Origin of the sequence: Streptomyces sp. NPDC101178 (assembly GCF_044767965.1) — a bacterium.
In the GTDB taxonomy this organism is placed as follows: domain Bacteria; phylum Actinomycetota; class Actinomycetes; order Streptomycetales; family Streptomycetaceae; genus Streptomyces.
The window spans coordinates 398,754-411,510 of the sequence record NZ_JBIWOZ010000009.1 but is presented as its reverse complement, the minus strand read 5'-3'; the positions used below and the strand labels follow the sequence as shown (position 1 = coordinate 411,510).

The 12,757-nt window shown below is 71.4% G+C and carries 11 protein-coding genes; 4 read left to right on the top strand and 7 right to left on the bottom strand.

Translation table 11 applies throughout. From position 1 onward, the window contains the following. Positions 1-32: 32 nt before the first annotated feature. A complete protein-coding gene (gene argS / locus ACIRR8_RS26380) occupies positions 33-1,805 on the bottom strand; it encodes an arginine--tRNA ligase (protein WP_404069356.1) in 1,773 nt (590 codons plus the stop codon). A 156-nt stretch (positions 1,806-1,961) separates the two neighbouring features. Between argS and lysS the strand changes: the two genes are divergently transcribed. Then, positions 1,962-3,725 carry a lysine--tRNA ligase gene (gene lysS / locus ACIRR8_RS26375; protein WP_404069354.1) on the top strand — a complete coding sequence of 588 codons (1,764 nt, stop codon included), beginning with the start codon at positions 1,962-1,964 and terminating at the stop codon, positions 3,723-3,725. 99 nt (positions 3,726-3,824) lie between these two features. Here the strand turns inward: lysS and ACIRR8_RS26370 are convergent, their stop codons facing one another. The 3 genes from ACIRR8_RS26370 to ACIRR8_RS26360 all read right to left on the bottom strand — a co-directional run bounded on the left by ACIRR8_RS26370 (position 3,825) and on the right by ACIRR8_RS26360 (position 7,385). Beyond that, entirely contained in the window at positions 3,825-5,420 is a 1,596-nt protein-coding gene (locus tag ACIRR8_RS26370) for a DUF2637 domain-containing protein (RefSeq protein WP_404069352.1), read from the bottom strand. Between the two features lie 181 nt (positions 5,421-5,601). Continuing rightward, the gene (locus tag ACIRR8_RS26365) at positions 5,602-6,417 is read right to left on the bottom strand and encodes a DUF3558 domain-containing protein (RefSeq protein WP_404069350.1); all 816 of its coding nucleotides are present in this window, start codon (positions 6,415-6,417) and stop codon (positions 5,602-5,604) included. Positions 6,418-6,548: 131 nt separating this feature from the next. Further along, positions 6,549-7,385: a DUF3558 domain-containing protein gene (locus ACIRR8_RS26360; protein ID WP_404069348.1), complete on the bottom strand. Its 837-nt coding sequence runs from the start codon at positions 7,383-7,385 to the stop codon at positions 6,549-6,551. A gap of 183 nt (positions 7,386-7,568) precedes the next feature. Here ACIRR8_RS26360 and ACIRR8_RS26355 point away from each other — a divergent pair, with 183 nt between their 5' ends. Beyond that, a complete protein-coding gene (locus ACIRR8_RS26355; protein WP_404069346.1) occupies positions 7,569-8,762 on the top strand; it encodes an RtcB family protein in 1,194 nt (397 codons plus the stop codon). 170 nt (positions 8,763-8,932) lie between these two features. Here the strand turns inward: ACIRR8_RS26355 and ACIRR8_RS26350 are convergent, their stop codons facing one another. After that, complete coding sequence (locus ACIRR8_RS26350) at positions 8,933-9,691, bottom strand: SDR family NAD(P)-dependent oxidoreductase (RefSeq protein WP_404069344.1); 759 nt, start codon at positions 9,689-9,691, stop codon at positions 8,933-8,935. Positions 9,692-9,878: 187 nt separating this feature from the next. Here ACIRR8_RS26350 and ACIRR8_RS26345 point away from each other — a divergent pair, with 187 nt between their 5' ends. Beyond that, a complete protein-coding gene (locus ACIRR8_RS26345; RefSeq protein ID WP_404069342.1) occupies positions 9,879-10,379 on the top strand; it encodes a hypothetical protein in 501 nt (166 codons plus the stop codon). A 16-nt stretch (positions 10,380-10,395) separates the two neighbouring features. Here ACIRR8_RS26345 and ACIRR8_RS26340 read toward each other — a convergent pair whose 3' ends face one another. Beyond that, on the bottom strand, positions 10,396-11,130 hold the full coding sequence (locus ACIRR8_RS26340) for a Mut7-C RNAse domain-containing protein (RefSeq protein ID WP_404069340.1): 735 nt from the start codon (positions 11,128-11,130) through the stop codon (positions 10,396-10,398). Positions 11,131-11,179: 49 nt separating this feature from the next. Then, a complete protein-coding gene (locus ACIRR8_RS26335; protein WP_404069338.1) occupies positions 11,180-12,007 on the bottom strand; it encodes a DUF6597 domain-containing transcriptional factor in 828 nt (275 codons plus the stop codon). Between the two features lie 81 nt (positions 12,008-12,088). Between ACIRR8_RS26335 and ACIRR8_RS26330 the strand changes: the two genes are divergently transcribed. After that, the gene (locus ACIRR8_RS26330; protein WP_404069336.1) at positions 12,089-12,664 is read left to right on the top strand and encodes a TIGR03086 family metal-binding protein; all 576 of its coding nucleotides are present in this window, start codon (positions 12,089-12,091) and stop codon (positions 12,662-12,664) included. Positions 12,665-12,757: the final 93 nt, after the last annotated feature.

Below are 12,757 nucleotides of genomic sequence, written 5' to 3'. Positions count from 1 at the left end.
TGCCGGGGCCGGCGTACGTACAGCGGACGCGGTCAGAGCCGCTCGGGCGTCCGGATGCCCAGCAGCGCCATCCCCTGGTGCAGGGTCCGGGCGGTCAGCTCGACCAGGAAGAGCCGGTTCTCGACGACCTCGGGCGCGTTGTCCGGGCTGAGCACCTGGCACTGGTCGTAGAACGTGGTGAGGTGCGACGCCAGCTGGTACAGATACGCGGCCAGCTTGTGCGGCTCGTAGCCGGACGCGACCTCGGAGAGCACCTCGCCGAACTGGTCCAGGTGCAGGCCGAGCGCGCGCTCCGCCGGGGCCAGCGCCAGCTCCGGGTGGGCGGCCGGGACCGCGTCGCCGGCCTTGCGCAGGATCGACTGGATGCGCGCGTACGCGTACTGGAGGTACACCGACGTGTCGCCGTTCAGCGACACCATCTGGTCCAGGTCGAACTTGTAGTCCCGCACGGCGGAGGTCGACAGGTCCGCGTACTTCACGGCGCCGACGCCGACGTACCGGCCGTTCTCCACGATCTCGTCCTCGGAGAGCCCGACCTTCCCGGCCTTCTCCCGCACGACCGCCGTGGCCCGCGAGACCGCCTCGTCGAGGAGGTCCTCCAGCCGCACGGTCTCGCCCTCACGGGTCTTGAACGGCTTGCCGTCCTTGCCGAGGACCGTGCCGAAGGCGAGCTGCACGGCCTGGACGCCGTCGCCCAGCCAGCCGGCCCGCCGGGCCGTCTCGAAGACCATCTTGAAGTGCAGCGACTGCCGGGCGTCGACCACGTACAGCAGGGTGTCGGCCTTGAGGTCCTGGACCCGGTTCCGGATGGCGGAGAGGTCGGTCGCCGCGTAGCCGTAACCGCCGTTGGTCTTCTTCACGATGAGCGGGACCTGGTTGCCGTCCGGGCCCTTCACATCGTCGAAGAACACGCAGAGCGCACCCTCGGAGCGGACGGCCACACCCGTCTCCTCCAGGATCCGGCAGGTCTCCTCCAGCATGGCGTTGTAGCCGGACTCACCGACGATGTCGGGGTCGCGGACCTCCATGTCGAGCTTGTCGAAGACGGAGTGGAAGTAGATCTTCGACTCGTCGACGAAGCCCTGCCACAGCTCCAGCGTCTCCGGGTCCCCGGCCTGGAGCGCCACCACCCGGTCCCGCGAGCGCGCCTTGAACTCCTCGTCGGAGTCGAACAGCGCCCGCGACGCCTTGTAGACGCGGTTCAGCGTCGACATCGCCGCCTCGCCGTCCGCCGCGTCGCCCTCGTGCTTCAGGGCGCCCGGGTGCTCGATCAGATACTGGATGAGCATGCCGAACTGGGTGCCCCAGTCGCCGATGTGGTGGCGCCGGACGACGTTCTCGCCGGTGAACTCCATGATCTTGACCATGGCGTCGCCGATGACCGCCGACCGCAGGTGGCCGACGTGCATCTCCTTGGCCACGTTCGGCTGGGCGTAGTCGATGACCGTGGTCCCGGCCTCGGACTTGAGCGGCACGCCGAGCCGGCCCTCGGCGTCGGCCGCCCGGGCGGCGAGCGTCTCGACGATCGCCTTGTCGGTGAGCGTGATGTTGAGGAAGCCGGGTCCGGAGACCTCGATCTCCTGGATCAGCTCACCCGCCGGGAGAGCGGCGGTGACCTGGCCCGCCAGCTCGCGCGGGTTGCCCTTGAGCTTCTTGGCGAGCGCCAGGATGCCGTTGGCCTGGAAGTCGGCCCGGTCGCTTCGGCGCAGCAGCGGGTCCGCGGCACCGGCCTCCGGCAGAGCTGCCGTCAGGGCGTCCGCCAGCTGCTGCTGGAGCGTGGAAGCGAGGGAAGGGACCGAGGCCATGTCTGGCTGCCGTTTCCGTAGGGGTACAGGGGATTCTCTTGGGTGTCCAAGGGATCTGCCCAGTATCCCACGGGGCGTAAAGCCGTTTTCGCGCTACGGGCGGTAGCTGGGAGAATGGTCGGTGACCCACCGGGAATCGACAGACGAGAGAAGGACGTGCCGACCGTGGCCGAGAGTCAGACCAGCACCGAGACCGACTGGGTCTCCCGCTTCGCGGACGATGTCATCGCCGAATCGGAGCGTCGTGCGCCTGGCAAACCGGTCGTCGTCGCCTCCGGCCTGTCACCGTCCGGCCCGATCCACCTCGGCAACCTCCGCGAGGTCATGACCCCGCACCTGGTCGCCGACGAGATCCGCCGCCGGGGCCTCACCGTGCGCCACCTGATCTCCTGGGACGACTACGACCGCTACCGCAAGGTCCCCAACGGCGTCCCGGGCGTGGACGCGTCCTGGGCCGAGCACATCGGCAAGCCGCTCACCTCGGTGCCCGCCCCGGCCGGCTCCGCGTACGCGAACTGGGCCGAGCACTTCAAGGCCGCCATGACCGCGGCCCTGGACGAGCTGGGCGTCGAGTACGACGGGATCAGCCAGACGGAGCAGTACACCGCGGGGACCTACCGCGAGCAGGTCCTGCACGCGATGAAGCACCGCGCCGACATCGACGCCGTACTGGACCGCTACCGGACGAAGAAGGACCCGGCGGCTCAGGGCAAGGGCGGTAAGAAGCCGCAGCAGCAGAAGAAGGTCGACGAGGCCGAGCTGGAGGCCGCCGAGGGCTCCGGCGCCGCCGGTGAGGACGACGGCAGCGGCAACAGCGCCGGCTACTTCCCGTACAAGCCCTACTGCGGCAACTGCGAGAAGGACCTCACCGTCGTCACCTCCTACGACGACGACACCACCGAGCTGAACTACACCTGCTCGGCGTGCGGCTTCGCCGAAACGGTCCGGCTGGGCGAGTTCAACCGCGGCAAGCTGGTCTGGAAGGTCGACTGGCCGATGCGCTGGGCGTACGAGGGTGTGATCTTCGAGCCCAGCGGCGTCGACCACTCCTCGCCCGGCTCCTCCTTCGTCGTCGGCGGCCAGATCGTCCGCGAGGTCTTCGACGGCGTGCAGCCCATCGGGCCCATGTACGCCTTCGTCGGCATCTCCGGCATGGCCAAGATGTCCAGCAGCAAGGGCGGGGTACCGACCCCGGCCGACGCGCTGGAGATCATGGAGGCGCCGCTGCTGCGCTGGCTCTACGCCCGCCGCAAGCCCAACCAGTCGTTCAAGATCGCCTTCGACCAGGAGATCCAGCGGCTGTACGACGAGTGGGACTCGCTGGGCCGCAAGGTCGCCGACGGAACGGTCCTGCCCGCCGACGCCGCCGCGTACGCGCGTGCGGTCCGCACGGCGGCCGGGGAGCTTCCGAGCACCCCGCGCCCGCTCCCGTACCGGACGCTCGCCTCGGTCGCCGACATCACCGCCGGCGCCGAGGACCAGACGCTGCGCATCCTCGGCGAGCTCGACCCGGAGAACCCGCTGACCTCGCTGGACGAGGCGCGCCCGCGCCTGGACCGCGCCGAGAACTGGATCACCACCCAGGTCCCGGCCGAGGCCCGCACCATCGTCCGGGACGAGCCCGACAAGGAGCTGCTGGGCTCGCTCGACGACCAGGGCCGCGAGTCGCTGCGCCTCCTGCTGGAGGGCCTGGACACGCACTGGTCGCTGGACGGGCTCACCACGCTCGTCTACGGCGTGCCGAAGGTGCTGGCGGGCCTGGAGCCGGACGCCAAGCCGACGCCCGAGCTGAAGGCCGCGCAGCGGTCGTTCTTCGCCCTGCTGTACCGGCTGCTGGTCAGCCGCGACACGGGGCCGCGTCTGCCCACGCTGCTGCTCGCGGTGGGGGCGGAGCGGGTGCGCAGGCTGCTGGGCGCGTAGCACCGCCGTACGTACGGAAAAAGGGCCGCCGTCCGGGAACTCCTCCCGGGCGGCGGCCCTTCGCTTCGGTACGGGTACGGGTACGGGTACGGGTACGGCTCAGGCGCTCTGGTCGGCCGTCGCGCGCTGCATGTAGAGGTTCCTGAACTGCGGCATCAGGTCCTGGAGCAGCTCGGTCGAGCGCGGGTGGTGCACATCGCGCCGGTCGGCCAGGTGGATGTCGAGGGTCTCGATGTTCGGGTACTGGCCGACCTCGTCCGTGTACGCGCTGAACTCCTCGTACGCGCGGTCGGCGAAGTCGTTGTCCTCCTGGGACCACTCCTCCAGCTGCGGCGCGTCCTCGGGGCCGGGGGCGGGCACGGCGGGCGGCTCCTCATCGGCGGCCTGCGGCACGGGCGGTACCGGCTGCTGTACGGGCTGAGCGGCCTGCCGGACGGGCTGTACGGGCTGCGCCACCTGCTGGACCGGCTCCGGCGCCACCTGCTGGACCGGCCCCGGCGTCTCCTGCGGCTCTTCGCGGCGGGGGTGCGGGACCGCGCCGATCGTGCCGACGTTGCCGAGCGGCCGGGTGCGGCCGGGGCCCAGCGGGACGGCGGCGGGCGTCGGCTCCAGGCCGTCGGTGTGCTGCGGGTCGTACGCGCTCGCGCTCGGGCCCTCCGGAAGCTTCTGCGCGGCGAACCAGGGGCTGTCGTGGGTGGGCGGGCCCTGCGGGTTCTGCTCGGGAAGCTGGCCCTGCTGCTGGGGTGCCGGCTGCTTCTGGAGCGACATCGGCTGTGGCTGCTGTCCCTGCGGCTGTTGTTGCTGTTGTTGCGGGTGCTGCTGGGCCTGCTCCTGCTGCGGACCCTGCGGACCCTGCGGACCCTGCGGACCCTGCGGACCCTGCGGACCCTGCGGACCCTGAGGCCCGCGCCCCTGCTCGTACCCGTGTTCCTGGCTCGGCTCGCGGTCCTGCTCGCGCCGCGGCTCGTACGGCAGTTCGGGCTTCGGGGCGGGCGGCAGCAGGGCCGGCTCGATGCCGGCGGCGGCGAGCCCGGCCGGGGCGGTCTCCCCGAGCGGGACGCCGTACTTCGCCAGCCGCAGCGGCATCATCGACTCGACCGGCGCCTTGCGGCGCCAGTTGCGGCCGAACCGGGCCTGGAGACGGGCCTGGTAGATCAGCCGCTCCTGTTCGAGCTTGATGACCTGTTCGTAACTGCGCAGCTCCCAGAGCTTCATGCGCCGCCACAGCTTGAACGTCGGTACGGGGGAGAGGATCCAGCGGGTGAGGCGTACGCCCTCCATGTGCTTGTCGGCCGTGATGTCCGCGATCCGGCCCACCGCGTGGCGGGCGGCCTCCACGGAGACGACGAACAGGACCGGGATCACCGCGTGCATCGCGGTGCCGAGCGGATCGGGCCAGGAGGCGGCGCCGTTGAACGCGATGGTCGCGGCGGTCAGCAGCCACGCCGTCTGACGCAGCAACGGGAACGGGATCCGCATCCACGTCAGCAGCAGGTCCAGGGCCAGCAGCACGCAGATGCCCGCGTCGATGCCGATCGGGAAGACCAGGGAGAACTGGCCGAACCCCTTGGCCTCGGCCAGCTCGCGCACGGCCGCGTAGGAGCCCGCGAACCCGATCGCGGCGATGATCACCGCGCCGGCGACGACGATCCCGATGAGTATCCGGTGCGTGCGTGTCAGCGGTATGGCGGCCACCGGCGCTCCCCTCCCCGACTTCTTCTCTCCGTCCGGCATCCGACGTCCGGCGCTGGCACAGCCTGGCACATGTGTGCGAGTCGTGTTGCGCGGGGAGGGGTGGAGCCCGGCCCTCGGCGGAGGGTCGGGCTCCGGAAAACGGTGTGCGGCCTGGGAGTTCGGGGTTCCGGGCCGGCTCAGGTCACGACTTGGGCGAGGCCTCGGACTCGGGCTTCTCGTCCTTCTTGTCGTCCTTCTCGGTCGCACCGGCCGACGGAGAGGCCTTCGCGCTGCCGGAACCGGCGGTGGCGCCGACCTTGCCGACCGCCTCCATCGCCGCCTTCCGGGCGCCCTTGAGGATGTCCGCCGCGGCCGGGGTCTTCGCGCCCGCGTAGCCGGCGCCGTTGTACGTCAGGGAGATGACGACATTGCCGGTACGGGTCACGACCGTGGCGTACTCGAAGTCCTCGTCCGTCTTGTTGACCTTGTACGTGATCGCCGTGGCCTCGTCGCCGATGCCGGGGGCGGCGGCCGCGGCGACCTTCTGCGCGCCCTCGCTCCCCTTCTCCTTGGTGATCTGCTTCGTGTAGTCCTCGGCGGCGCGCGCGGCGCCGCTGCCGAGCGACTGGTCGGAGTCGAAGCGAGTGAGGGAGACGGAGAGCCAGCGGTAGTCCGAGCCCTTGACGCCCTTGTCGTCCAGGCCGTTCCACGAGCAGCTGCCGCGCACCGAGAGGTCGCTGGAGCGGCCCGCCGTGCCGCCCTTCTTCTTGGCGTCGGGCACCAGGTCCTCGATGGTCTTCTTCGCGACCGAGGAGCAGGCGTCGGGCAGGTCGGTGAACTTCGCCGGCGCGACCGCGGCCTTCGTCGGCTCGGCAGCGGCGTCGGACGATGCGGAGCCCGCGTTCTTCTTGGCGTCGGAGTCGGAGCCGGAGTCCGACGAGCAGCCGGCGGCTACGAGCATCACCGGTACGGCGGAGCAGGCGAGTATGCGGGACAGTCGCGGAGCTGATCGGTGCATGGTTCCTTCACTCGGACGGCACGGAGGTCTCGTTCGTGGTGCCACGGTACGACGGGCGGCGCCCTCACGGCGCCCCGGTCACGCCCCCGGACGACCGGCGGACCGGCCGCCCGGAGGGCCCGTACGCGGTCCTACTCGCTGATCACCTCGGCCAGCTTCCGGGCCAGTGCCTGGGCCTTGTCCTGCAGTTCCTTGCTGTCGGGCACCTTGGTGACGAGGACCGGCTGCTCGCCGTACCGGACGGTCACGATGACGTTCGATGTGCGGAATACCACGCTCACCGTGCGGTGCTGTGCGGTGGAACCTGCCCGGGTGAGGAGATCGTCCAGAAATGCGGCGTCTCCGAGCTTGTCGAGCACGCGCGGCCGGAGGTCCTCGTCGCTGCTGCCGGACGCGCCGGGAGTGCCGGGAGTGCCGGAGGTGCCGGAAGGGGAGGCCGAGGGGCTCGTCGGGCTCCGGCTGCTGTCGGGCTCCTCTCCCTCCGGGCTTGCCGAGCTCTTGGGAGTGCCCCTCTCCGGAGCCGTCCCGGGAGCGGTCCTCCCCGACAGATCGGCCGCGTTCTCCTTCTTCACGTACAGCGCGCGGGCGCGGTCGTCGTCGCTCACGGCCGGGTCGTACGAGACCACGCGTTCGAAGTCGATCGAGAGGTTCCGGGAGGAGTCCGGGGCGTCGGACTTCCAGCTGCAGCCGACCTTGCGGTCGGTGTCGTAGGTGACGGTCGGCGACCCGCGCAGCGCCTTCTCCTGCTGTCGCCGGGACAGCTCGGCGACGCCCGGGAGCAGGTCCTTGAGCGTGGAGCCCGGCACGGCACGGCAGGGCGCCGGCAGGGTCCGGTACTTGCCCGGGGGCGCGGTGGTGACGGTGAGGCTGCCCGGCTTGCTGTCGGCGTCGCTCGCGCTGCCGTCGGAGCCGGCACTGCAGCCGACGGCGAGCGCTGCGAGGAGCGCGACGCCGGGTACGTACGCCATGTGTCGCACCGTCCCAGGCTCCCTTCGGTACGGAAAACATGTTGCCGCTCGGAGGCGGCCGATGGACACAATGTGTATCGCACGCGCCGCTGTGAATGCCGGTCGGCCGACTTGTTCGCCGACCTTGGGCCCGGTTTTGCGCTTTCCGTCTTTTCGGGGGAATCTCGGGGGAATCGAGGAGTTATGTCGTACGTAGAGGTGCCAGGAGCGAAGGTCCCGATCCGGATGTGGACGGATCCCGCGTCGGTCGAGGACGTGGCGATGCGGCAGCTGCGGAACGTGTCCACGCTGCCGTGGGTCAAGGGCCTGGCCGTCATGCCGGACGTCCACTTCGGCAAGGGCGCGACGGTCGGTTCTGTGATCGCGATGCAGGGCGCGGTCTGCCCGGCCGCGGTGGGGGTCGACATCGGCTGCGGGATGTCCGCGGTCCGGACGTCCCTGACGGCGAACGACCTTCCCGGCGACCTGTCACGGCTGCGCTCCAAGATCGAACAGGCCATTCCGGTGGGCCGCGGGATGCACGACGGGACGGTGGACCCGGGGAGACTGCACGGGTTCCCGACGTCCGGGTGGGACGACTTCTGGGGGCGGTTCGACGGGATCGCGGAAGCGGTCAAGTTCCGTCAGGAACGTGCTACGAAGCAGATGGGGACGCTCGGATCGGGCAACCACATGATCGAGTTCTGTCTCGACAGTGACGGGAGTGTGTGGCTGATGCTGCACTCCGGCTCCCGGAACATCGGCAAGGAGCTGGCCGAGCACCACATCGGGATCGCGCAGAAGCTGCCGCACAACCAGGGGATCATCGACCGGGACCTGGCGGTCTTCGTCTCGGACACCCCGCAGATGGCTGCCTACCGGAACGATCTGTACTGGGCGCAGGAGTACGCCAAGTACAACCGCGCGATCATGATGGCGCTCTTCAAGGACGTGGTCCGCAAGGAGTTCAAGAAGGCGAAGCCGGTCTTCGAGCAGGAGATCTCCTGTCACCACAACTACGTGGCGGAGGAGCGGTACGACGGAGCGGACCTGCTGGTCACCCGCAAGGGAGCGATCCGCGCCGGCTCCGGTGAGTACGGGATCATCCCCGGCTCGATGGGCACCAGCTCGTACATCGTGAAGGGTCTCGGCAACGAGAAGGCGTTCAACTCGGCCTCCCACGGCGCCGGTCGCCGGATGAGCCGGAGCGCCGCCAAGCGCCGCTTCACGGTGCGCGACCTGGAGGAGCAGACGCGGGGCGTGGAGTGCCGCAAGGACTCCGGGGTCCTGGACGAGATCCCGGCCGCGTACAAGCCGATCGAGCAGGTCATGGAGCAGCAGCGGGACCTGGTCGAGGTCGTCGCGAGGCTCAAGCAGGTCATCTGCATCAAGGGCTGAGCGGCTGAGGTGAGGGGCCCGTCGTCGTGGGTGGCGACGGGCACTCATCGCTTCTCCGGGCCTCTACGGGAGGGGCGCAACGTTCTCCGCCCGAAGCCCCTCCAGGCCCGGCGGCCGGCGACGGGTCTCTGCCAGGGAGGCCCTGCTTCCTCGGTGGCGGGGCGTTGCGCTCAGAGCACCCGGTGCACCTTCGTGTTGGAGGCCTGGGCGCGGGGGCGGACCACCAGGAGGTCGATGTTGACGTGGCTCGGGCGGGTGACGGCCCAGCCGATCGTGTCGGCGACGTCCTCGGCGGTGAGCGGGGCGTCCACGCCGGCGTAGACCTTGGCGGCCTTCTCGGTGTCGCCGCGGAAGCGGGTGGTGGCGAACTCGTCGGTCTTGACCATGCCGGGGGCCACCTCGATGACGCGGACCGGGGTACCGACGATCTCCAGGCGCAGGGTCTCGGCGAGGACGTGTTCGCCGTGCTTGGCGGCCACGTAGCCGCCGCCGCCCTCGTAGGAGGAGAGCGCGGCGGTGGAGGAGAGGATGACGATCGTGCCGTCGCCGCCGGCGGTGAGGGCGGGGAGCAGGGCCTGGGTGACGTTCAGGGTGCCGATGACGTTCGTCTCGTACATCTGGCGCCAGTCGGCCGGGTCGCCGGTCGCCACCGGGTCGGCGCCCAGTGCGCCGCCGGCGTTGTTGACGAGGAGGGCCAGGGAGCGGAACGCGGTGGCGAACTCGTCGACGGCCGCGCGGTCGGTCACGTCCAGGGCGTACGCCGTCGCCTCGTGGCCCGCGTCGGTGATCTCGGCGGCGAGCGCCTCGATCCGGTCCTTGCGGCGGGCGGTGAGCACGACCCGGAAGCCGGCGGCGGCCAGGGTGCGGGCGGTCGCGGCGCCGATGCCGCTGCTCGCACCGGTGACGACGGCGATGGGGGTGGCGGTCATGGCGGATCTCCTCGGGCAGCTGATCGGTGACGGGGAAAGGATAGGCAGCCGTGGCCGGGCCGGGCCGGGGCGTCCAGGCCGGTGATACGTGAACCACATGACGCCGCGTGGGCTGTGCGGGTGGGGCAGAGCGCGTCTCATTATTCTGTTAGTCGTTTTAGATGGTGATGTCGGTATGTTCCGGTACATGGGACTGACGCTGAGAGGGCTGCTGATGCCGCTGGCAGCCGCCACGACGACCGTACTGATGGCGGCCGGACCGGCCGCTTCGGGCACCACCGCCACCCCGGTGCCCGCCCCCGCACCCCGGGCCGACCTCTCCCATCACGGCTACGTCTCCCTCTGGGGCGACCGCGTCGGGATCCGGATCCGGAGCGAGAACCGCGGACCCGCCGATGTGACCGCCTCGACCGTACGGCTGCGCTTCTCCGTGCCGCTCGCCGCGCGGCAGGAGCTGCCGTACGGCTGTCTCCGGGGCGCCGCGGCGACCGTGCTCTGCGAGACGGGCGGACTGCGCTCCGGCGGCGGGGCCCGGCAGACGGCGCTCGACCTGACGCTGGCGGACGGCCCGGACGAGGTCGTCGTACGGCTGGACACCGTCTGGAGCGGCGGCGCGCAGGACACCGACCGCAAGAACGACGCGCACGAGGTGCTCGCGCCCGCCACGGGAGACGCGTACGCCTTCTGAACCGGTGGGCCTCCGGCTACGCCGCCGCGTCGCCGAACTCCCGTACCGCGTCCGCGACGATCGTCTCCAGGTGGCCGTGGTGCGCGCCGCGCCAGTACACCCGGGCGCACGCCGTGCACTGCGCGAACACGTCGTACGCCTGCTGCGTGCCGTGCTCCAGCCGGTCGCTCACCGCGTGCTTGTCCGCGTCCGCCAGCGCGCCGTTGCAGGCGGTGCAGCGGGTCCACGGGGCGAGGGCCGGGGCGAAGCGGCCGAGGATGTCACGGAGCTGCTCCTGCGGCCGGTCGCTGTAGACGTACGCCCCGGCCCAGATCTCCCGGCGGCGCAGCAGCCCGCGGTCCCGGGAGAGCAGGACGCACCGCTCCCGCGCGGAGAGGGCGGCGAGCGCGGGGTCGCCGATGTCCTCGCTCTCGTACGCCGCGTCCACGCCCAGCAGCCGCAACCTGCGGGCCAGCGTGCCGAGATGGACGTCGAGGAGGAAGCGGAGGGGTGCGCCGGGGACCTGTTGGGGGCGCTCGACCGCTTGTACGGCGATGTGCTCGTCCGGGCCCGGGATGTGGGAGCGCCCGACCGGGGCGCCGTTCACCAGCAGCGTGCCGGCCTCGGTGAGCGGGATGCCGAGGGACTCGATGACATGGCCGAGCGTGGAGACGCCGTCGGTGGTGAGCGGCGTGCGGCCCGCGCGGCGCTCGTGCGGGACGAAGAGCCGCAGCTCAGGGGCTACTTCGAGGGTGATCTCGGGTCCGTTCACCCGGCCAGGATGCCACCGGGGCGGGGCGGGCTGCCAGGCATTTGGAGGCCTACGGAGGTGGCGCGGCGAACGCCGTCGGCGGGACGCCGACCGTGGCGGTGAAGTCCCGTACGAGGTGGGCCTGGTCGCTGTAGCCGAGGTCGGCCGCCAGCCGCGCCCAGTCCACCGCCGGATCGGACTCGGCGCGCTCCAGGGCCTCGTGGACGCGGTAGCGGAGGATGACCCACTTCGGGCCCACGCCGACGTACGCGGAGAAGAGCCGCTGCAGCGAGCGCGGCGAGAGGCCCGCGTCCCGGGCGAGCGCTCCGGCCCGGCGCACCGAGCGGTCCGTACGCACCCGGTCGGCCAGCTCCATCGCCAGCGTGGCCTGCGGGTCGGGCCGGGGCTCCAGGGCGAGCAGGCAGGCGTCCAGCGCGGCGACCCGGTCGTCCTCGTCGGCCGGGTCCAGGACCGCGCCGACGGGCGGAGGCGTACGCAGCACCTCGGCGGCGTCGATCCGGCGTCCGGTCAGCTCGCTCAGGGCGTGCTCCGGCGCGAACGGGCGGAATCCGCCGGGCCGGAACTGCACCCCGCAGACCCGGCCGCGCCCCGTCAGCTTCTGGGTGAAGAGCCCGAGGCCGATGCCCGCGACCTCGGCGTAGCCGGCCCGTTCGCGGGCGCTCTCCCCGGCCTCGTACCGCTGGAGGACGAGGTTGACCGACGGATGCGGGACGACGTGGGCGGCGTACGGCTGATCGAGATCCCAGTCGATGAGCCAGTAGTGCTCCAGGTAGGGGCGGAGCGCGGGGGCGGGCTCGCGGCGGCGGAAGTGGACGCGCGCGAACAGGTCGGGGGCGTCGACGATGCCCCGGGTGTCGCGGCGAGGTCCGGCGGCCATGCCATCGATCCTAGGTACGCCGTGGCGGCCTGTCGCGTTTGTTCAAGACGCGGGCGGGCCCGGAGGAGGAGCGTGGGAGCCATGACTCAGAAGATCAGTGAACTGCTGGAAGCCGCCGCGGGCCGGGCCCTGCCCGTCGTGCGGGACATCGACGACGCGCAGCTGGACCTCCGTACGCCGTGCGCGGAGTACGACGTACGGGCGCTGCTGAACCACCTGTTCCTGGTGGTCGTGAACTTCCAGGCCCTGGCGGCCCGGGAGGAGGTGAATTTCGGCCATCAGCCGGAGTTCGTGACGGGGGACTGGCGGAGCAGGTTCGGCGAGGAGACCGCCCGGCTGGTGGAGGCGTGGGACGCACCGGGGGCCGAGGAGGGCACGGCCGGGCAGATGGGGCTGCCGGCCCGGACGGTGGGGCTGATGGTGCTGGGCGATCTGACCGTGCACGCGTGGGACCTGGCGCGGGCGACGGGCGGTGCGTTCGTGCCGGACCCGGCCGTGGTCGACGAGGTGGGACCGGGGCTGGCGGCCCTGGCGCCGCAGGCCCGGGAGATGAAGGTGTTCGGCGAGCCGTTCCCGGTGGCGGCGGGGGCTACGGCGTTCGAACGGGTGCTGGCGGTGACGGGGCGGGATCCGGGGTGGGAGCCGGTCGCGGGGTGAGGGGGGTGGGCGGATCGGTCCGGGGCCTCGGTCGTGTGCCATCGGGAGGGATGGCGATGCGGACGGCACCGCTGTAGCGGTCGTCGTTGCATA